Consider the following 20,810-nt stretch of genomic DNA (forward strand, 5'->3'; position numbering starts at 1 on the left):
AGACCGCCCTTCCCGAGGAGTCCCGTGCCCGAGTTGCCCGAGGTCGAAGTCGTGCGCCGGGGCCTGGAGCGCTGGGTGTCCGGACGGGTCGTCAGGGACGTCGAGGTGCGTCATCCGCGCGCCGTACGGCGGCACTTGGCCGGCCCCGAGGGCTTCACCGCGTCGCTCACCGGGCAGCGGATCGGCCCCGCGATGCGGCGCGGCAAGTACCTGTGGCTGCCGCTCGACGACTCCCCGTTCTCCGTGCTCGCGCACCTCGGCATGAGCGGTCAGCTCCTGGTGCAGCCCGAGCAGGCCGTGGAGGAGAAGCACCTGCGGATCCGCTTCCGCTTCCAGGATGCACTCGGCACCGAACTGCGCTTCGTCGATCAGCGGACCTTCGGTGGGCTCTCCCTCCACGAGAACACCGCGGACGGCCTCCCCGACGTCATCGCGCACATCGCCCGCGATCCGCTCGACCCGCTCTTCGACGACGACGCCTTCCCCACGGCCCTCCGCGGCCGCCGCACCACGATCAAGCGCGCCCTGCTCGACCAGTCGCTGATCAGCGGTGTCGGGAACATCTACGCGGACGAGGCCCTCTGGCGCTCGAAGCTGCACTACGAACGGCCCACCGCCACCATGACCCGGCCCCGGACCGCCGAACTCCTCGGCCACGTCCGCGACGTCATGAACGACGCGCTGGCCGCCGGCGGCACCAGCTTCGACAGCCTGTACGTCAACGTGAACGGCGAGTCCGGCTACTTCGACCGCTCGCTCGACGCCTACGGGCGGGAGGGCGAGCCGTGCCGCCGCTGCGGGACGCCGATGCGACGCCGCGCCTGGATGAACCGCTCCAGCTACTTCTGCCCCCGCTGCCAACGACCGCCCCGCCCGGACACCGGCCGGTAGGGCCCCGCCTTCGACGCGGACCGAATCAACGGGACGGTCGTGCGGCTCGGTTCGGAGGGGCGGGACGGTCGTGCGGCTCGGGCCGGATCGGCAGGGTGGTCGTGCACCTCGGGGCGGATCGGCAGGCGGACCGCTCACCCCGACCGGATCACCGAGCGTGCCCCGGCGGACCGAGGACGCCGCCACCGGTGCGGTCCCACCGGCCGCTGCCGCTGCGTACCGCCGATGCGCCGGCGACACGGCGGCCCGGGCCACCGGGTCGGCCCGAAGGCCGCCGGGCGGGATTCCGCATAGGGCAGGAGCTTTTTGTGGGCCGGTATTCCGTGGGGCCGGTCAGGCGTTCCGCACCGCGCCGGGTGGCTCGCGCTTACCGGTTTCCCGTCTGCCGAGTCCCGGTCCGCGTCCCAGTCCCAGTCCCAGTCCGAGCACGAGCACGAGCACGAGTCCGCGCCCTCCGCGACCGGGAGCGCTTCCGCGTCCCCCGGACCGCGTCCCCTACGCCTCGCGAGCGGCGTCGTAGCGTGTGCGGGACTCCAGGACCTCGTCCATGGCGCCCTCCACGCACGTGATGAGGGCCAGCAGGCGTTCGGCGACCCGGCGGCCGAGCGGAGTCAGGCTGTAGTCGACGCGCGGCGGATTGGTCGGCTGCGCGTCGCGATGCACCAGACCGTCGCGCTCCAGCGCGTGCAGTGTCTGGGACAGCATCTTCTCGCTCACACCGTCGACCCGGCGGCGCAGTTCGTTGAAGCGCACGGAGCCGTCGCGCAGGGCGCCCAGCGTCAGCGCTCCCCACCGGCCGGTGACGTGCTCCAGCGTGACCCGCGACGGGCAGTCGCGTGCGAAGACGTTGAACGCGAGGTCGTCGCCGTCCGGGCACGGGCTGCTGTCGGAACGCTGGGCGGCGGGGACGACGGTATCCATACCGGCAGCATACGCAGAAACAGCGCTTCCCAGGAGAGTGCGCTAACCCCAGGGTGGCGCTACCTCCCCCGAGCAGAGGCCCCGCACCGGCAGAGCCGGCCCGCCTCCCACGGCCCGAGCGGCCCGCCGGGTACGCGGCGTCGGAGGGCGACCCGTCGCAGGCCGGGGGAGTGCCGCCCCCTCGCATCCGGTACGCCCGGGGCGAGCGGGCGCAGGGTCAAAACGCCGATGGGGTCTCGGGGGACCTCAGTAGCCGAAGTCCTGCGTCCACCAAGGGCCGCCCGAGCCGAAGTGGGCTCCGACGCCGAGGGTCTTGAAGTCGCAGTTCAGGATGTTCGCGCGGTGGCCGGGGCTGTTCATCCAGGCTTCCATGACCGCTTCGGCGGTGGTCTGGCCGCGGGCTATGTTCTCGCCGCCGAGGCCGGTGACGCCCGCCTTCGCCGCGCGGTCCCACGGGCTCAGCCCGCTCGGGTCGGTGTGGTCGAAGAAGTCACGGGCCGCCATGTCCTCGCTGAAGGACTGCGCCAGATCCGCCAGGGCGCTGTTCGCCGACACCGGGCTGCAGCCCACCTTCGCCCGCTCGTCGTTGACGAGCTTGAGCACCTCGGCCTCGGCGGCCGTCTCCGCGGACACCGTCACCGGGGCCTTGGGCGCCGGTGCCTTCGTCGCGGTCTTGGAGGGCTTCGGGGCCGCGGGGGCCTTGGACGCCTCGCTCGGCTGGGCGCTCGGCTTCTTCGTCTTCTCCGACGGCGTCTTCGTGGGAGCCTCCGAGGGGGACGCGGAGGAAGGCGCCGCCGACGGGGTGGCCGCGCGGTGGGCGTCCCGGCTCGTCGCCGTGCCGTCCTCACGCGCCTCGGCGCTGCCCGACGTGCCGCCCTGCTGGGTCTCCAGGCCGGACGGGGAACTCGCGGCCTGCACCTTGTCGGAGCTCTGGCCTCCGCCACCGCCGAGGGCGTAGTTGTCGCTGCCCGGCAGCACACCCGCCGCGACGGCCACGGTGCCGAGGGCCACCGCCGCGGAGACACCGAGCAGGCCGGTGCGTACCGGGGTCACACCCTTCTTCTTGCGGTGCGAGCGGGCGGACGACGTGGTCGGGAGATCGGCGACGGCGGCGTAGCCGTACAGGTTCTCCGGACCGTAGGTCTGCGTGTCGGCCCCGTGCTGGTCGGTGGTGGCGCGGCCGGTGGCGGCGCGGCCGGCGGCGTGGCGTCGGTGGCGTCCCATCTCTTGGGCCTTCCTCGATCTTGCGTCAGGCGATCTCCCGAGGAACCTCACTCGAAAGAGTGAGTTTCCTATGAGACTCATTGGGTGGGGACGGTACCCCATGGCGCAGGGGGAGGAAGTGCTCCGAGAGACATTGTCCGGTTAGCGTGCAGCCATGAACGAGGTTGTGCGGCTGGTCGTGTGGGTACGCGGGCGCGTCCAAGGGGTGGGTTTCCGCTGGTTCACGCGTGCCAGGGCTCTGGAGATCGGCGGGCTGAGTGGCTTTGCTCTCAATTTGGACGACGGACGCGTCCAAGTGGTCGCGGAAGGGCCCCGCGACGGCTGCCAGGGGCTGCTCGACTGGCTCCAGGGGGACGACACGCCCGGACGGGTGGACGGCGTCACTGAGATCTGGGACACGCCCCGGGGGATCTACGACGGCTTCGCGATCCGCTGACGATCCGCGGCCGGGTGCCGCCCGGGACCGCCCGTGCGCATGCCCCGGGCACCTGCCCGAAGGGGAAACGGCCTGGTGGTTGCCAAGAAGGCCGCGAAGTGGCAGGCTCGCGGGGTAACAGTGATCTCAGCGCCCCGAGGGCCCCGCAGGAGTCGCAGCGCAGCCGCTCCAGAGCCGCGCGACAGCGGGTTGCCCCCCGATACGGGGCGTGATCGTGTTGACCGTCAAACTTTTTGGTGAGACTCTGAAAGCCCCGCGCACCTTAGCTGTTTGGCATGTGGAACGGCAGCAGGACATCAGCAGTGTCAAGCATCGCGGGTGCGATTCCCTCACGACCCACACCGCTTCGGTCGGTCACTCAGTGTGGAGGACCATCCATCATGGCAAAGGCGCTTCTCGGTTACGTCGGCGGTTCCGACCCGCGACTCATCGCCGAGATGCGACGGCTCCAGCAGCGCGTTCAGGACCTGGAATCCGAGCTCGTACGGATCCAGGCCGAGAACGACGCGCTCGCGGCTGCCGCTTCTCACGACTCGCTTCTCGAGAGCATCGACGTACCCCAGGCGGAGCCTGCGCTCACCTGATCGCTGTACCGCACCACCACGACAGCAGTGGTCGGGCAGCTCCCATCAACCGCTCAGTTGTCAGATGTGCAAGGGACGCCTCCTCGGCGTCCCTTCTTTCTTGGCCGCGGCCAACGATCCCGCGGCTTCGTCGCCCCCGCCCGTGTCGCCACCGTCACCGTGCCTTCACCGTGTGATCTGCCCTGCGCGTTCCTCGGCGAAACCGCGCGTTCATGGAGTGAGACCGGGCCCGAAAGGTAGAGTCCGGCGGCGTGCACCTCAAGGCCCTGACCCTGCGCGGGTTCAAGTCGTTCGCCTCGGCGACCACGCTGCGGTTCGAACCGGGCATCACCTGCGTCGTGGGCCCCAACGGTTCGGGCAAGTCCAACGTGGTGGACGCGCTCAGCTGGGTCATGGGCGAGCAGGGCGCGAAGTCGCTGCGCGGCGGCAAGATGGAGGACGTCATCTTCGCCGGCACCACCGGGCGCCCCCCGCTCGGCCGTGCCGAGGTGTCCCTCACCATCGACAACTCCGACGGCGCCCTGCCGATCGATTACGCCGAGGTCACCATCACGCGGATCATGTTCCGCAACGGCGGCAGCGAGTACCAGATCAACGGCGACACCTGCCGGCTGCTGGACATCCAGGAACTGCTCTCCGACTCCGGCATCGGCCGCGAGATGCACGTCATCGTCGGACAGGGCCAGCTCGACTCGGTCCTGCACGCCGACCCGATGGGCCGCCGCGCGTTCATCGAGGAGGCGGCCGGCGTCCTCAAGCACCGCAAGCGCAAGGAGAAGGCGCTGCGCAAACTGGACGCGATGAAGGCGAACCTCGCCCGCGTCCAGGACCTCACCGACGAACTGCGCCGCCAGCTGAAGCCGCTCGGCCGGCAGGCGGCCGTCGCGCGGCGCGCCGCCGTCATCCAGGCCGACCTGCGCGACGCCCGGCTGCGGCTGCTCGCCGACGACCTCGTCCGGCTCCGCGGCGCGCTCCAGGCCGAGATCGCCGACGAGGCGGTCCTGAAGGAACGCAAGGAGTCCGCGGAGGACGAACTGAGGAAGGCGCTCCAGCGCGAGGCCCTGCTGGAGGACGAGGTCAGGCAGCTGACGCCGCGCCTCCAGCGCGCCCAGCAGACCTGGTACGACCTGTCGCAGCTCGCCGAGCGGGTGCGCGGCACGGTCTCGCTGGCCGACGCGCGCGTCAAGAGCGCCACGTCGGCGCCCGGGGAGGAGCGGCGCGGACGCGACCCCGAGGACATGGAGCGCGAGGCCGCCCGCGTCCGGGAGCAGGAGGCCGAACTCGAAGCGGCCCTGGAAGCGGCCGAACGGGCGCTGGAGGACACCGCCGCGCACCGCGCCGACCTGGAGCGGGAACTCACCCTGGAGGAGCGCCGGCTCAAGGACGTGGCCCGTGCCATCGCCGACCGCCGCGAGGGCCTCGCCCGCCTCAACGGCCAGGTGAACGCCGCCCGTTCGCGCGCCGCGTCCGCGCAGGCCGAGATCGACCGGCTCGCCGCCGCCCGGGACGAGGCCCGCGAGCGCGCGGTCGCCGCCCAGGAGGAGTACGAGCAGCTGAAGGCCGAGGTCGACGGGCTCGACGCGGGCGACGCCGAGCTCACCGAACAGCACGAGGCGGCCAGAGGGGCGCTGTCCGACGCGGAGGCCGCCCTGGGCGCCGCCCGCGAGGCGGCCACCGCGGCCGAACGCCGTCGCGCCGCAACCCGGGCCCGCCACGAGGCGCTCGCCCTGGGCCTGCGGCGCAAGGACGGCACGGGCGTCCTGCTCGGTGCCCGCGACCGGCTGTCCGGCCTGCTCGGCCCCGCCGCCGAGCTGCTGTCGGTGACCCCCGGTTTCGAGGTGCCGCTCGCCGCCGCCTTCGGCGCGGCCGCCGACGCCGTCGCCGTCGGCACACCCGCCTCGGCCGCCGAGGCCATCCGCCTGCTGCGCAAGCAGGACGCGGGCCGGGCCTCCCTCCTCCTCGCCGGCGCCCCCGAGGAACCCCGGCGGGAGGCGGAGGAGGACCGGGGGCCTGCCGACGCGGTGCGGTACGCCGCCGACCTCGTGCGCGGCCCCGCCGAGCTGATGCCCGCGGTGCGGCGGCTGCTGCGCGGGATCGTCGTCGTCGGGACGCTGGAGGACGCCGAGGACCTCGTCTACGCGCGGCCCGACCTCACCGCCGTGACCGCCGAGGGCGACCTGCTCGGCGCGCACTTCGCGCACGGCGGGTCCGCCGGCGCGCCCAGCCTCCTCGAAGTGCAGGCGTCGGTGGACGAGGCGGCGGCCGAGCTGGAGGAACTGGCCGTGCGCTGCGACGAGCTGACCGAGGCGCAGCGGCTCGCCGCCGACGAGCGCACCCGTCGGGCCGCCCTCGTCGAGGAGCTGGGGGAGCGGCGGCGGGCCGCCGAGCGGGAGAAGTCGTCCGTCGCGCAGCAACTCGGCCGGCTGGCCGGGCAGGCGCGGGGGGCGGCGGGAGAGGCGGAGCGGAGCACCGCGGCCGCCGCACGTGCCCAGGAGGCCCTGGACCGGGCGCTGGAGGACGCGGAGGAGCTGGCCGAACGGCTCGCCGTGGCCGAGGAGACGCCCGTCGAGGAGGAACCGGACACCGCGGCCCGCGACCGGCTCGCCGCCGACGGGGCCAACGCCCGGCAGACAGAGATGGAGGCCCGGCTCCAGGTGCGGACGCACGAGGAGCGGGTCAAGGGGCTGGCCGGCCGGGCCGACTCGCTGGACCGTGCCGCGCGCGCCGAACGCGAGGCGCGGGCACGGGCCGAGCAGCGGCGGGCCCGGCTGCGCCACGAGGCCGCCGTCGCCGGGGCGGTCGGGTCCGGAGCGCGCCAGCTGCTCGCCCATGTCGAGGTCTCGCTCGGGCGGGCCGACGAGGAGCGGACGGCCGCCGACCGGGCCAAGGCCGAGCGCGAGCAGGAACTCGTCGCCGCGCGCGGGCGCGGCCGCGATCTCAAGGCGGAGCTGGACAAGCTCACCGACTCGGTGCACCGCGGGGAGGTGCTGGGCGCCGAGAAGCGGATGCGGGTGGAGCAGCTGGAGGCGAAGGCGCTCGACGAGCTGGGCGTCGAACCGGCGGGGCTCGTCGCGGACTACGGACCCGACCAGCCCGTACCGCCGTCGCTGCCCGCCGAGGGCGAGGAACTGCCCGAGGACCCGGAGCACCCGCGCAACCGGCCGCGGCCCTTCCACCGCGCCGAGCAGGAGAAACGGCTCAAGGCGGCCGAGCGCGCCTACCAGCAGCTCGGCAAGGTCAACCCGCTGGCCCTGGAGGAGTTCGCCGCGCTGGAGGAGCGCCACCAGTTCCTCAGCGAGCAGCTGGAGGACCTGAAGCGGACGCGGGCCGACCTCCTCCAGGTGATCAAGGAGGTCGACGAGCGGGTCGAGCAGGTGTTCACCGAGGCGTACCGGGACACCGCGCGCGAGTTCGAGGGCGTGTTCAGCCGGCTGTTCCCGGGCGGTGACGGTCGGCTCGTGCTGACCGACCCCGACAACATGCTCACCACCGGCGTCGACGTCGAGGCCCGGCCTCCGGGGAAGAAGGTCAAGCGGCTCAGCCTGCTCTCCGGTGGTGAACGGTCGCTGACGGCCGTGGCGCTGCTGGTGTCGATCTTCAAGGCGCGCCCCAGCCCGTTCTACGTGATGGACGAGGTCGAGGCCGCGCTGGACGACACCAACCTCCAGCGGCTGATCCGCATCATGCAGGAGCTCCAGGAGGCTTCGCAGCTGATCGTGATCACGCACCAGAAGCGCACGATGGAGGTCGCCGACGCGCTGTACGGCGTGTCCATGCAGGGCGACGGGGTCTCGAAGGTCATCAGCCAGCGACTGCGCTGACGTCCTCCGGCGCGGGCGGCCGGTCGCCGGGCCGGGCCCGGGCTCCGAGCGGGCCGGGGCACCCGGTCGGCGTACCCGGGCGGACCGGGGCGCGGTTCCGCGGGACGGGCGGCCGCCGACCGTCGCCGGGAGGACATCCCGGTCCCGCCAGCGATCACGCGAGCCGGTGTTCCGATCATCACATTCATGTAGAGCCCACGGAGTTACCCCGGACGCTTCCGGGGCAGAAGGGCGGTGTTGAGCCGCACGAGGGGCATTCGTTCAACTCTTGAAGACTGAAGGCCCCGAACGGTGGAAGCGATTCATGGTTACGCAGGTATTGACTTCGAAACTTGAAGGCATAGTCTCTGCAACGTTGCTTTTACCTTCAGGTGGTGGGCGGCGTGAAGTTGTGCGCCACTGGTACCACCATCGAAGGGTTTCGCCCCCCACCCCCGGCAGCGAGGCCGGTGGCCCGAGGAGTTTTACGTGACCAGCGCAGCGCAGGCACCTCAGCCGGCAGCCAAGTCGGCCCCTCCCGAGCATCTCGGGCATGTCATCTTCATCGCGGCGGCCGCCGCGATGGGCGGATTCCTGTTCGGTTACGACAGTGCCGTGATCAACGGTGCCGTCGAGGCGATCAGGAGCCGGTACGACATCGGCTCCGCGGCCCTGGCCCAGGTCATCGCCATCGCCCTGATCGGCTGCGCCATCGGCGCGGCGACCGCCGGCCGGATGGCCGACCGCATCGGCCGCATCCGCTGCATGCAGGTGTCCGCGGTCCTGTTCACCGTCAGCGCCATCGGCTCGGCGCTGCCCTTCGCGCTGTGGGACCTCGCCTTCTGGCGGATCATCGGCGGGTTCGCCATCGGCATGGCGTCCGTCATCGGCCCCGCCTACATCGCCGAGGTCTCGCCGCCGGCCTACCGCGGCCGGCTCGGCTCCTTCCAGCAGGCCGCGATCGTCGTCGGCATCGCCGTCTCGCAGCTGGTCAACTGGGGCATCCTGAACGCCGCCGACGGCAAGCAGCGCGGCAGCCTGCTGGGGGTCGAGGCATGGCAGGTCATGCTCGGCGTCATGGTGATCCCGGCCGTCCTCTACGGCCTGCTCTCCTTCGTCATCCCCGAGTCGCCGCGCTTCCTGATCTCCGTCGGCCGCTACGACCGCGCCCGCGAGGTGCTCGACGAGGTCGAGGGCGACGGGGTCGACCTCGACGCCCGCGTCGCGGAGATCGAGCACGCCATGAAGCGCGAGCACAAGTCGACCTTCCAGGACCTGCTCGGCGGCTCCTTCTTCTTCAAGCCGATCGTCTGGGTCGGCATCGGCCTCTCGGTCTTCCAGCAGTTCGTCGGCATCAACGTCGCGTTCTACTACTCCTCGACGCTGTGGCAGTCGGTCGGCGTCAACCCGTCGGACTCGTTCTTCTACTCGTTCACCACGTCGATCATCAACATCATCGGCACCGTGATCGCCATGATCTTCGTGGACCGGATCGGCCGGAAGCCGCTGGCGATCATCGGCTCCGTGGGCATGGTCATCGGCCTCGGCCTGGAGGCGTGGGCCTTCTCCTTCGACCTGGTCGACGGCAAGCTGCCCGCCACCCAGGGCTGGGTCGCCCTGATCGCCGCCCACGTCTTCGTCCTCTTCTTCGCCCTCTCCTGGGGTGTCGTGGTCTGGGTCTTCCTCGGCGAGATGTTCCCCAACCGCATCCGCGCCGCCGCGCTCGGCGTCGCCGCCTCCGCGCAGTGGATCGCCAACTGGGCCATCACCGCGAGCTTCCCGTCGCTGGCCGACTGGAACCTCTCCGCGACCTACGTGATCTACACGATCTTCGCGGCGCTCTCCATCCCGTTCGTGCTCAAGTTCGTCAAGGAGACGAAGGGCAAGACCCTGGAGGAGATGGGCTAGCGCCCCGGGGGCGCCGCCGTCCACGCGGGCGCCGGCGCCCCGCCCCGAGACTCGGGGAGAAGGGCCAAGTCCCCGCTGCCCCTCTCCTCGTTCACGTGAAGAACCCACCGCCCCGGCTCGGACCGTCAGGTCGCCCGAGCCGGGGCGGCGCGGTCTCGCCGCGGGGCTCCCCGCCCCGCGCCCGTCCGGTTCGCGGGCCCGGCCCGCCTCTCCCGCCCGGCTCCGTCCGGAACCGGAGGGCGGTCCTCGTACGAAACGACAAGACCTCGTGTGCGCGGGGGAAAATCCCCCGCGCGCGGGCCATGACTGATACTGGGGGCGTTATGGAAACCGTCATCCTTGCTGTAGTCATCGCCGTGGTCGTGATCGGCGCGCTCGGCGGACTCGTCATCGGCAGCCGCAGGCGCAAGCAGCTGCCCCCGCCGCCGCCGTCCGCCCCCGACATCACCGCCCCGCCGGCCGAACCGCACGTCGGCGACGAGGCCGAGACCCCGCGCGACGAGTCGCGCCGCACGATAGAGGAAGTGGACCTCCCCGACCGGTCGGCGGACACGCCGGTCGTCGTGGAGGAGCCCCCGCCGGCTCCCGCGATCGAGATCCCGGAGCCCACCGCCGGCCGCCTGGTGCGCCTGCGCGGCCGGCTCTCCCGCTCGCAGAACGCGCTCGGCAAGGGGCTGCTCACGCTCCTCTCGCGCGAGCACCTCGACGAGGACACCTGGGAGGAGATCGAGGACACGCTGCTCACCGCGGACGTCGGCGTGCAGCCCACCCAGGAACTCGTCGACCGGCTCCGCGAGCGGGTCCGGGTGCTCGGCACCCGCACCCCGGAGGAGCTGCGCGGGCTGCTGCGCGAGGAGCTGCTCCAGCTCCTCGTCCCGGAGTTCGACCGCGCCGTGAAGACCGACTCGAACCTCGACACCCCGGGGATCGTGATGGTCGTCGGTGTCAACGGCACCGGCAAGACCACCACCACCGGCAAGCTGGCGCGCGTGCTCGTCGCCGACGGCAAGAACGTCGTGCTGGGCGCGGCCGACACCTTCCGTGCCGCCGCCGCCGACCAGTTGCAGACCTGGGGCGAGCGGGTCGGGGCCCGCACCGTCCGCGGTCCCGAGGGCGGCGACCCCGCCTCGATCGCGTTCGACGCGGTCAAGGAGGGCATCGAGGAGGGCGCGGACGTCGTCCTCATCGACACCGCCGGCCGGCTGCACACCAAGACCGGTCTGATGGACGAGCTGGGGAAGGTCAAGCGCGTCGTCGAGAAGCACGCGCCGCTCGACGAGGTCCTGCTCGTGCTCGACGCCACCACCGGCCAGAACGGGCTGATCCAGGCCCGCGTGTTCGCCGAGGTCGTCGACATCACGGGCATCGTGCTGACCAAGCTCGACGGAACGGCCAAGGGCGGCATCGTCGTCGCGGTCCAGCGCGAGCTGGGCGTCCCGGTCAAGCTGGTCGGGCTCGGCGAGGGCGCGGACGACCTGGCGCCGTTCGAGCCGGAGGCGTTCGTCGACGCCCTGGTGGGCGACTGACCGGCCGGCCGCCCGAGGAAGCGCCCGCCGCCCGGCATCCCGCCCGGGGACGGGCGCTTCGGCGTACCGGGGGTGGACGCCGGGCTCGGGTGCCGCGGCCCCGGGTGCGGTCCGGTCAGGCCCGGGACCGGTGGGCGACGTAGGCGAGCGTGCCGAGGAGCAGGCGGGCCTGCGGCGGGTTCGTGGCCGAGTCCAGGGCGGGGGCGCGCAGCCAGCGGACCGGGCCGAGACCGGCCCGGTCGGAGGGCGGAGCGGTCACGAAGGCGCCGGGACCGAGCCCGTGCAGGTCGAGGGAGGCGTCGTCCCAACCCATCCGGTACAACAGCCGGGGAAGGTCGGCCGCGGACCCGGGGGAGACGAAGAAGTGCGCCCGGCCGTCCGGGGTGGCGGCGACCGGTCCGAGCGGAAGCCCCATCCGCTCCAGGCGGACCAGGGCGTGGCGCCCGGCGGTCTCGGCGACCTCGATGACGTCGAAGGAGCGGCCGACCGGAAGCATCACGGCGGCGCCGGGGAACTCCGCCCACGCGCCGGTGGCCTCGTCCAGGGTGGCGCCCGCCCGGATCGCGGGGGCGAAGGCCAGGGGGTGCGCGCCGGGCGCCGTGCAGTCGCCCCGGCCGCACGAGCACGCGCCGGCCGCCGCGCGGGCGCCGGGGACGACGTCCCAGCCCCACAGACCGGTGTACTCGGCGACGGCCGTGTACTCCGACGAGCGACCGCGGCGTCGTGTCCCGGTCCGGATGTCGCGCATCGTCCGACTGCTGCCGATCGTGAAGCCCATGCCCCCTCCAACGGGTCCGACGCACCACTGGTTACGTGAAGGAGCCGGAATGTCACGCTCTGCTTCCGGCTGCCCCGCCGTCGCGGGCTCCATGCGGCGCCCCGTCGCACACGGGGTGGTGCGCCCGGCGCCCCGCGCCCCGGCGTGCACCGTGCCGCCCGTCCCCGGTGGTGCCGTGTCAAGTGAATCGCGATCAGCGCACGCGGAGTTCATTCGAAGGGGTGGCGAATGGTGGCGTTTCACGGAACGCCATGGCCGGACGGGTGATCGTAGGATTACTTTGAGTGCACAGGCCCTTGGGGTGGCGCACTCGTGGTTATGCCAAGGGCAAGTCGGCTTCCCGTTCGAAGGGTGAGAAGCGGCGGACGCGCGGCGGTGCCTACCGGCATTCTGATAGGGCTTGGGCGCACAGCGGCGACAAGTGGTTCCAGGGATGGGGGCGTTCCAGTGGGCGGCAACGGCGGAGGCGGGACGAACGCTGAGAAGCGCCCCAACGAGCTGCTCGGCTCGTGGTTCGTGCGCAGCGGCTGGTCCAAGGGTGAACTGGCGCGGCAAGTGAACCGCCGCGCCCGCCAGTTGGGCGCGAACCACATCTCCACCGACACCTCGCGGGTCCGCCGCTGGCTGGACGGGGAGAACCCGCGGGAACCCATCCCGCGCATCCTCTCCGAGCTGTTCTCCGAGCGTTTCGGCTGTGTCGTCGCCGTCGAGGACCTCGGGCTGCGCGCCGTGCACCAGGCACCCTCCGTGGCCGGCGTCGACCTGCCCTGGACCGGCCCCCAGACCGTCGCGCTGATCAGCGAGTACTCGCGCAGCGACCTGATGCTGGCCCGGCGCGGCTTCCTCGGCAGCTCCCTCGCGCTCGCCGCCGGCCCCGCCCTGATCGAGCCCATGCAGCGCTGGCTCGTGCCCACGTCGACGGCCTACCAGGAGGAGCCCGAGCCCGCCCTCCCGGCCCGCCGCGGGCGGTTGTCCAAGCCGGAGCTGGACCTTCTGGAGTCCACCACGGTGATGTTCCGCCAGTGGGACGCCCAGTGCGGCGGCGGCCTGCGCCGCAAGGCCGTCGTCGGCCAGCTGCACGAGGTCACCGACCTGCTCCAGGAACCGCAGCCGGCCGCCACCGGCAGGCGCCTGTTCAAGGTCGCCGCCGAACTCGCCGAACTGGCCGGCTGGATGAGCTACGACGTGGGACTCCAGCCCACCGCCCAGAAGTACTTCGTGCTCGCCCTGCACGCGGCCAAGGAGGCCGGCGACAAGCCCCTCGGCTCCTACGTGCTCTCCAGCATGAGCCGCCAGATGATCCACCTCGGCCGGCCCGACGACGCCCTGGAGCTGATCCACCTCGCCCAGTACGGCAGCCGCGACTGCGCGAGCCCGCGCACCCAGGCGATGCTGTATGCGATGGAGGCCCGCGCCTACGCCAACATGGGCCAGCCCGGCAAGACCAAGCGGGCCGTGCGGATGGCCGAGGACACCTTCGCCGACGTGGACGAGTGGGACGACCCGGACCCCGACTGGATCCGCTTCTTCTCCCGGGCCGAGCTGTACGGCGAGAACTCGCACTCCTACCGCGACCTCGCCTACGTGGCCGGCCGCAGCCCCACCTACGCGTCCATGGCCGAGCCGCTGATGCAGGAGGCCGTCGACCGCTTCGGCAAGGACCCCGAGCACCAGCGCTCCTACGCGCTCAACCTCATCGGCATGGCCACGGTGCACCTGCTCCAGCGCGAGCCCGAGCGGAGCACGGAGCTGGCCCGGGAAGCCCTCAGGATCGGCAAGAAGGTGCGCTCGGAGCGGGTCAACACTCGTATCCGAAAGACGGTCGACACCGCGGTCCGCGACTTCGGTGAGCTGGCCGACGTCATCGACCTCACCGCCCAGCTGGCCGTGGACCTGCCCGAGACCGCCGAAGCGGTCTGAATCCGGCCGCCCCGGCGGCCCCACCCCATGCCCCGGCCGCGGCCGGCCGTCCCGAAACGCCCGACTCGGCTCCCCCGTGCCAGGTCATCGGACGGCCCGCCGCGGCCGGCCCTCCGCCCGCCCCGCCTGCCCGCCCGAGCCCCCGCGGCGTCCCCCGCCCGGCGTCCCCCGGGCCGCCGGCCAGCGGGTCGCGACCGCCACCGCGGAAGGTTGCGCCACGATAACGATCGGCGTGACCGCAATCCGGCAGTTCATGAACGCGTAACACGCGGGGTGCCTTCGTCACGGGTGCGAAACATCGAGGGCCGTCGACGGAAACCGCGCTGCGCCAATCTCGTGGCGCATAACCGGCCCACCCCTCACGCCCACTCAGGCTTCGCCCGCACGGGGCCGTACCAACGACGAGGAGACGCCGATGGCACCAGCCATCACCCTTGCCGCAGAGGCACCGAAACTCTCTGCAGCCAACACGGGGTTCATGCTCATCTGTTCCGCCCTGGTGCTCATCATGACGCCCGGCCTCGCCTTCTTCTACGGAGGCATGGTCCGCGTCAAGAGCACCCTCAACATGCTGATGATGAGCTTCATCAGCATGGGGATCGTCACCATCCTGTGGGTGCTGTACGGCTTCTCCCTCGCCTTCGGCACGGACAAGGGTTCCTTCATCGGCTGGACCTCGGACTGGGTCGGCCTCAGCAACATCGGCCTGACCGAGCTGTGGGACGGCTACAACATCCCCGTCTTCGTGTTCCTGGTCTTCCAGCTGATGTTCGCGATCATCACGCCCGCCCTGATCAGCGGCGCGCTCGCCGACCGCGTGAAGTTCACCGCGTGGTCGCTGTTCATCACGCTGTGGGCCACGGTCGTCTACTTCCCGGTCGCCCACTGGGTCTGGGGCGCCGGCGGCTGGGCCTTCGACCTGGGCGTGATCGACTTCGCCGGCGGAACGGCGGTCCACATCAACGCGGGTGCCGCGGCGCTCGGCGTGATCCTCGTCATCGGCAAGCGCGTCGGCTTCAAGAAGGACCCGATGCGCCCGCACAGCCTCCCGCTGGTGATGCTCGGCTCCGGCCTGCTGTGGTTCGGCTGGTTCGGCTTCAACGCCGGCTCCTGGCTCGGCAACGACGACGGCGTGGGCGCGCTGATGTTCGTCAACACCCAGATCGCCACCGCCGCCGCCATGCTCGCCTGGCTCGCCTACGAGAAGATCCGGCACGGCGCGTTCACCACGCTGGGCGCCGCCTCCGGCGCGGTCGCCGGCCTGGTCGCCATCACCCCGTCCGGCGGCGCGGTCTCCCCGCTCGGCGCCATCGCGGTCGGCGCCATCGCCGGTGTGCTGTGCGCCATGGCGGTGGGCCTGAAGTACCGCTTCGGCTACGACGACTCGCTCGACGTCGTCGGCGTCCACCTCGTCGGCGGTGTCATCGGCTCCCTGCTGATCGGCTTCTTCGCCAGCGGCCACGGCCAGTCCACCGTCGAGGGACTCTTCTACGGCGGCGGCCTCGCCCAGTTCTGGAAGCAGTGTGCCGGCGTCTTCGCCGTCCTCGGCTACTCGCTGGTCGTCTCCGCCGTCCTCGCCTTCCTCATCGACAAGACCCTCGGCATGCGGGTGAGCGAGGACGAGGAGATCACCGGCATCGACCAGGCCGAGCACGCCGAGACCGCATACGACTTCAGCGGCGCCGGCGGCGGCGCCGCCGCCCGGACCGCCGTGCCCGCCCCGGCCGACACGGACGCCAAGAAGGTGGACGCATGAAGCTCATCACCGCCGTCGTCAAGCCCCACCGGCTCGACGAGATCAAAGAGGCCCTCCAGGCCTTCGGAGTGCACGGACTGACGGTCACCGAGGCCAGCGGCTACGGTCGGCAGCGGGGACACACCGAGGTCTACCGCGGTGCCGAGTACACCGTGGACCTCGTGCCCAAGATCCGTATCGAGGTGCTGGCCGAGGACGACGACGCCGAACAGCTCATCGACGTCGTGGTGAAGGCGGCCCGCACCGGCAAGATCGGTGACGGCAAGGTGTGGTCCGTCCCGGTCGAGTCGGCGGTCCGGGTCCGGACCGGGGAGCGCGGCCCGGACGCGCTCTGACCGGCCGAGCACCGGCCGGCCGGCAGGAAAGCGGAAGAAAGACAGGAGTCGCTGGGTGACGAGTACCGGTACACGCACGGAAGCAGAGGACTCGGGACCCAGCGGCTACGCGGCGGCCCGGCTGCGTCTCCTCCAGGAGGGGACGCGGCCCGGGCCGCCGCGCCGTACGGCCCTCGCCGGCCTCACCGACGACTGGCTGACCGGGCTGTTCACCGCCGGGGCCGAGGGCATGCGCGGTGTCTCCCTGGTCGCCGTCGGCGGCTACGGGCGCGGCGAGCTGTCCCCGCGCAGCGACCTCGACCTGCTGCTCCTGCACGACGGCGGGGACTGCGCCGGGGTCGCCGCCCTCGCGGACCGCCTGTGGTACCCGGTGTGGGACCTCGGGCTCGCCCTCGACCACTCCGTCCGCACCCCGGCCGAGGCCCGCAGGACGGCCGGCGAGGACCTCAAGGTCCAGCTCGGCCTGCTGGACGCCCGCCACCTCGCCGGCGACCTCGGCCTCACCGCCGGACTGCGCACGTCGATCCTCGCCGACTGGCGCAACCAGGCGCCCAAGCGGCTGCCCGAACTCCAGGAACTCTGCGCCGAGCGCGCCGAGCGCCAGGGCGAACTGCAGTACCTCCTCGAACCGGACCTGAAGGAGGCGCGCGGCGGCCTGCGCGACGCCACCGCCCTGCGCGCCGTCGCCGCCTCCTGGCTCGCGGACGCGCCCCGCGAAGGACTCGCCGACGCCCGCCGCCGACTCCTCGACGTCCGGGACGCCCTGCACCTCGCCACCGGGCGCGCCACCGACCGCCTCAGCCTCCAGGAACAGGACCAGGTCGCCGCCGAGCTGGGCCTGCTCGACGCCGACACCCTGCTCCGCCAGGTGTACGAGGCCGCCCGCGTCGTCTCCTACGCCAGCGACGTCACCTGGCGCGAGGTGGGCCGGGTGCTGCGGTCCCGGGCCGTGCGCCCCCGGCTGCGCGCCATGCTCGGCGGCTCCAAACCCGCCGCGGAGCGCTCGCCGCTCGCCGAGGGCGTGGTCGAGATGGACGGCGAGGTCGTGCTCGCACGGGCCGCCCGACCCGACCGCGACCCGGTGCTGCCGCTGCGCGCCGCCGCCGCGGCCGCCCAGGCCGGCCTCCCGCTCTCCCTGCACGCCGTGCGGCGCCTCGCCGCCGCCACCCGCCCGCTGCCCGCGCCCTGGCCCGCCGAGGCGCGCGAGCAGCTCGTCACCCTCCTCGGCTCGGGCCGTCCGACCGTCGAGGTCTGGGAGGCACTGGAGGCCGAGGGGCTGATCACCCGGATGCTGCCCGACTGGGAGCGGGTGCGCTGCCGTCCGCAGCGCAACGCCGTGCACATCTGGACCGTCGACCGGCACCTCATCGAGACCGCCGTCCGCGCCTCCGAGCTGACCCGCCGCGTCGGCCGCCCGGACCTGCTCCTCGTCGCCGCCCTGCTGCACGACATCGGCAAGGGCTGGCCGGGGGACCACTCGGTGGCCGGCGAGATCATCGCCCGGGACGTGGCCGGCCGAATCGGCTTCGACCGCGCCGACGTCGCCGTGCTCGCCACCCTCGTACGGCACCACCTGCTGCTCGTCGACACCGCCACCCGCCGCGACCTGGAGGACCCCGCCACCGTCAAGTCGGTCGCCGAGGCCGTCGGATCGCAGGGCACCCTCGAACTGCTGCACGCGCTCACCGAGTCGGACGCCCTCGCCACCGGACCCGCCGCCTGGTCGTCCTGGCGCGGCTCACTCGTCGCCGACCTGGTCAAACGCGTCGCCGCCGTGCTCGCCGGAGACGCTCCGCAGGAGCCGGAGGCGGCGGCGCCCACGGCCGAGCAGGAGCGTCTCGCGATGGAGGCGTTCCGCACCGGCGGCCCCGTCCTCGCCCTGCGCGCGCAGACCGAGCCGGTCGACCCGGACGGCGACACCGTGCCGGACGACCCCGAGCCGCTCGGCGTCGAACTGCTCATCGCGGTGCCCGACCAGCCCGGCGTGCTCCCCGCGGTCGCCGGCGTCCTCGCCATGCACCGCCTCACCGTCCGCACCGCCGGGCTGCGCGCCCTCGACCTGCCCGACGAGGTCCCCGGTTCGGTGCTGCTCCTGAACTGGCGGGTCGCCGCCGAGTACGGCTCCCTGCCGCAGGCCGCCCGGCTGCGCGCCGACCTCGTCCGCGCCCTGGACGGCTCCCTCGACATCGCCGGGCGGCTCGCCGAACGCGACGCCGCCTACCCCCGGCGCCGCGGCACCGTCGCCCCGCCGGCGCGGGTGGCGGTCGCCCCGGCCGCCTCCCGGCACGCCACGGTCATCGAGGTCCGCGCCCATGACGCGCCCGGCCTGCTGCACCGGATCGGGCATGCGCTGGAGAAGGCGCACGTCCGCGTGCGCAGCATGCACGTCTCCACGCTCGGTGCGAACGCCGTGGACGCCTTCTACGTGACCGGCACCGGGGGAGCCCCCCTCCCGGCGGAGGAGGCCGTGTCGGTGGCGCGCGCACTGGAGGAGGCGCTGCGTCCGTGACCGGGTGAGCGGCGGCCCCCGCCCGCGGCAGCCCGCCGCTCTGTCCGCCGCGGGCTGGAGCGGCTGCGCGGGACGGGCACGCCGCGCGCGGCTCCCCGCCCGTCCCGGCCCCTTCCGCCCCGGCCGTCTTCGGCACGCGCGCCCCGCCGGCCGGCCGGTCCGTGCCCGGGATGCGGCCGTCCCGTACCCCGGGTGCGAAGGTGCCGTGCGTCTCTCCCGCGTACGCGGTGGAGACCCCACCGCGTACGGCCGGATACCCTGGAGGGCGATTCCCATCGCCCCCGACCCCTGAGGACCGACGAGCGCCGTGTTCGATACTCTCTCCGATCGCCTCTCAGCGACGTTCAAGAACCTGCGGGGCAAGGGCCGACTGTCCGAAGCCGACATCGACGCCACCGCCCGCGAGATCCGTATCGCGCTCCTCGAAGCCGACGTGGCCCTCCCGGTCGTCCGGGCCTTCATCAAGAACGTCAAGGAGCGGGCGCTCGGCGCCGAGGTCTCGCGGGCGCTGAACCCGGCCCAGCAGGTCCTGAAGATCGTGAACGAGGAACTCGTCACGATCCTGGGCGGCGAGACCCGCCGCCTGCGGTTCGCCAAGAACCCGCCCACCGTGATCATGCTCGCGGGTCTCCAGGGTGCCGGTAAGACCACCCTCGCCGGAAAGCTCGGCAAGTGGCTGAAGGACCAGGGCCACTCCCCGCTGCTCGTCGCCGCCGACCTCCAGCGGCCCAACGCGGTGAACCAGCTGAGCGTGGTCGCCGAGCGCGCGGGCGTCGCGGTCTACGCGCCCGAGCCGGGCAACGGCGTGGGCGACCCGGTCAAGGTCGCCGAGGACTCCATGGAGTTCGCGAAGACCAAGGTGCACGACATCGTGATCGTGGACACCGCGGGCCGGCTCGGTATCGACCAGGAGCTGATGCGGCAGGCCGCGGACATCCGCGACGCCGTCAGCCCCGACGAGATCCTCTTCGTCGTCGACGCGATGATCGGCCAGGACGCGGTCAACACCGCCGAGGCCTTCCGCGACGGCGTCGGCTTCGACGGCGTGGTGCTCTCCAAGCTCGACGGCGACGCCCGCGGTGGTGCCGCCCTGTCGATCGCCTCCGTGACCGGCAAGCCGATCATGTTCGCGTCGAACGGCGAGAAGCTCGACGACTTCGACGCCTTCCACCCTGACCGGATGGCCTCCCGCATCCTCGACATGGGTGACCTGCTCACCCTGATCGAGCAGGCGGAGAAGACGTTCAGCCAGGAAGAGGCCGAGAAGATGGCCTCCAAGCTGGCGTCCAAGAAGGGCCAGGACTTCACCCTGGACGACTTCCTGGCCCAGATGGAGCAGGTCCGCAAGATGGGCAGCATCAGCAAGCTGCTCGGCATGCTCCCCGGCATGGGCCAGATCAAGGACCAGATCAACAACCTCGACGAGCGGGACGTCGACCGCACCGCCGCCATCATCAAGTCGATGACCCCGGCCGAGCGCCAGGAGCCGACGATCATCAACGGCTCGCGCCGCGCCCGGATCGCCAAGGGCTCGGGTGTGGAGGTCAGCGCGGTCAAGGGCCTGGTCGAGCGGTTCTTCGAGGCGCGCAAGATGATGTCCCGCATGGCCCAGGGCGGCGGTATGCCGGGCATGCCCGGGATGCCCGGCATGGGCGGCGGCCCCGGCCGCACCAAGAAGAAGCAGAAGCAGGCCAAGGGCAAGCAGCGCTCGGGCAACCCGATGAAGCGCAAGCAGCAGGAGGAGCAGGAGGCGGCCCGCCGCGAGGCGGGTGCCCAGGGCGGCAACGCCTTCGGCGTCCCGCAGCAGGGCTCCCAGGACAACTTCGAGCTGCCCGACGAGTTCAAGAAGTTCATGGGCTGACCGCCCCACGCGGCCGCGACGGCCGTGTGACGCCCGCCGGGGCGCCCCGTCTCTCAGCGGACGGGGCGCCCCGGCGGCGTTCCGGGCCGCCGCGTTCGGCCCCCGACCGTGGCCGGGCCGCCGGCGCGGGAGCGGTCGCGCCCCGCCGGGCGTGCCGCGACCCGGCACCGGCCGGTGCCGCGGGACCACCGTCCTCCCGCGCGGTCCGCGCCCCGGGCGGGCGCGGTTCGCCCCCGGGTGTCGAACGCTCGACCCCCGGGACGCGGACCCGACACCTCGACTGTCCGGAGACCCGTGCGTCCGCATGGCCCGGAGACCCGTGCGCCGCGACTGTCCGCGGGACCCGTGGGCCAGGGTCGTC

At 72.7% G+C, this 20,810-nt stretch carries 14 protein-coding genes; 11 read left to right on the top strand and 3 right to left on the bottom strand.

What is annotated here, in order from left to right:
• The first annotated feature begins 24 nt into the window (after positions 1-24).
• A complete protein-coding gene (gene mutM / locus ACGFS9_RS20460) occupies positions 25-891 on the top strand; it encodes a bifunctional DNA-formamidopyrimidine glycosylase/DNA-(apurinic or apyrimidinic site) lyase (protein ID WP_393254981.1) in 867 nt (288 codons plus the stop codon).
• A gap of 495 nt (positions 892-1,386) precedes the next feature.
• Here mutM and ACGFS9_RS20465 read toward each other — a convergent pair whose 3' ends face one another.
• Together ACGFS9_RS20465 and ACGFS9_RS20470 are read right to left on the bottom strand one after the other, a co-directional pair.
• Positions 1,387-1,812, bottom strand: coding sequence for a winged helix-turn-helix transcriptional regulator (locus ACGFS9_RS20465; protein WP_393254982.1), 426 nt, complete (start codon positions 1,810-1,812; stop codon positions 1,387-1,389).
• A 246-nt stretch (positions 1,813-2,058) separates the two neighbouring features.
• Entirely contained in the window at positions 2,059-3,036 is a 978-nt protein-coding gene (locus tag ACGFS9_RS20470) for a CAP domain-containing protein (RefSeq protein ID WP_393254983.1), read from the bottom strand.
• Positions 3,037-3,190: 154 nt separating this feature from the next.
• Between ACGFS9_RS20470 and ACGFS9_RS20475 the strand changes: the two genes are divergently transcribed.
• From ACGFS9_RS20475 to ftsY, 5 genes are all read left to right on the top strand, one after another.
• Positions 3,191-3,472 carry an acylphosphatase gene (locus ACGFS9_RS20475; RefSeq protein ID WP_351425376.1) on the top strand — a complete coding sequence of 94 codons (282 nt, stop codon included), beginning with the start codon at positions 3,191-3,193 and terminating at the stop codon, positions 3,470-3,472.
• Between the two features lie 380 nt (positions 3,473-3,852).
• Positions 3,853-4,056, top strand: coding sequence for a hypothetical protein (locus tag ACGFS9_RS20480; protein ID WP_028802434.1), 204 nt, complete (start codon positions 3,853-3,855; stop codon positions 4,054-4,056).
• Between the two features lie 251 nt (positions 4,057-4,307).
• A complete protein-coding gene (smc, locus tag ACGFS9_RS20485) occupies positions 4,308-7,877 on the top strand; it encodes a chromosome segregation protein SMC (RefSeq protein ID WP_393254984.1) in 3,570 nt (1,189 codons plus the stop codon).
• Positions 7,878-8,345: 468 nt separating this feature from the next.
• Complete coding sequence (locus ACGFS9_RS20490) at positions 8,346-9,764, top strand: sugar porter family MFS transporter (RefSeq protein WP_393254985.1); 1,419 nt, start codon at positions 8,346-8,348, stop codon at positions 9,762-9,764.
• Between the two features lie 323 nt (positions 9,765-10,087).
• On the top strand, positions 10,088-11,290 hold the full coding sequence (ftsY, locus tag ACGFS9_RS20495) for a signal recognition particle-docking protein FtsY (RefSeq protein WP_393254986.1): 1,203 nt from the start codon (positions 10,088-10,090) through the stop codon (positions 11,288-11,290).
• A 115-nt stretch (positions 11,291-11,405) separates the two neighbouring features.
• On the opposite strand, the gene ACGFS9_RS20500 is transcribed toward ftsY, so the two are convergent.
• A complete protein-coding gene (locus ACGFS9_RS20500) occupies positions 11,406-12,068 on the bottom strand; it encodes a bifunctional DNA primase/polymerase (RefSeq protein ID WP_393254987.1) in 663 nt (220 codons plus the stop codon).
• 447 nt (positions 12,069-12,515) lie between these two features.
• On the opposite strand from ACGFS9_RS20500, the gene ACGFS9_RS20505 reads away from it, so the two are divergent.
• The 5 genes from ACGFS9_RS20505 (at position 12,516) to ffh (ending at position 20,449) form a co-directional block, all read left to right on the top strand.
• Positions 12,516-13,988: a hypothetical protein gene (locus ACGFS9_RS20505; protein WP_393254989.1), complete on the top strand. Its 1,473-nt coding sequence runs from the start codon at positions 12,516-12,518 to the stop codon at positions 13,986-13,988.
• 415 nt (positions 13,989-14,403) lie between these two features.
• Positions 14,404-15,744 carry an ammonium transporter gene (locus tag ACGFS9_RS20510; protein WP_393254991.1) on the top strand — a complete coding sequence of 447 codons (1,341 nt, stop codon included), beginning with the start codon at positions 14,404-14,406 and terminating at the stop codon, positions 15,742-15,744.
• A complete protein-coding gene (locus ACGFS9_RS20515) occupies positions 15,741-16,079 on the top strand; it encodes a P-II family nitrogen regulator (protein ID WP_081219652.1) in 339 nt (112 codons plus the stop codon). The genes ACGFS9_RS20510 and ACGFS9_RS20515 overlap by 4 nt, the downstream gene beginning before the upstream one ends.
• 55 nt (positions 16,080-16,134) lie before the next feature.
• Positions 16,135-18,588 carry a [protein-PII] uridylyltransferase gene (locus tag ACGFS9_RS20520; protein ID WP_393254993.1) on the top strand — a complete coding sequence of 818 codons (2,454 nt, stop codon included), beginning with the start codon at positions 16,135-16,137 and terminating at the stop codon, positions 18,586-18,588.
• Positions 18,589-18,895: 307 nt separating this feature from the next.
• On the top strand, positions 18,896-20,449 hold the full coding sequence (gene ffh, locus ACGFS9_RS20525) for a signal recognition particle protein (RefSeq protein ID WP_393254994.1): 1,554 nt from the start codon (positions 18,896-18,898) through the stop codon (positions 20,447-20,449).
• Positions 20,450-20,810 lie beyond the last annotated feature (361 nt).

The organism is Streptomyces sp. NPDC048566, from assembly GCF_043199735.1.
Lineage (GTDB): Bacteria > Actinomycetota > Actinomycetes > Streptomycetales > Streptomycetaceae > Streptomyces.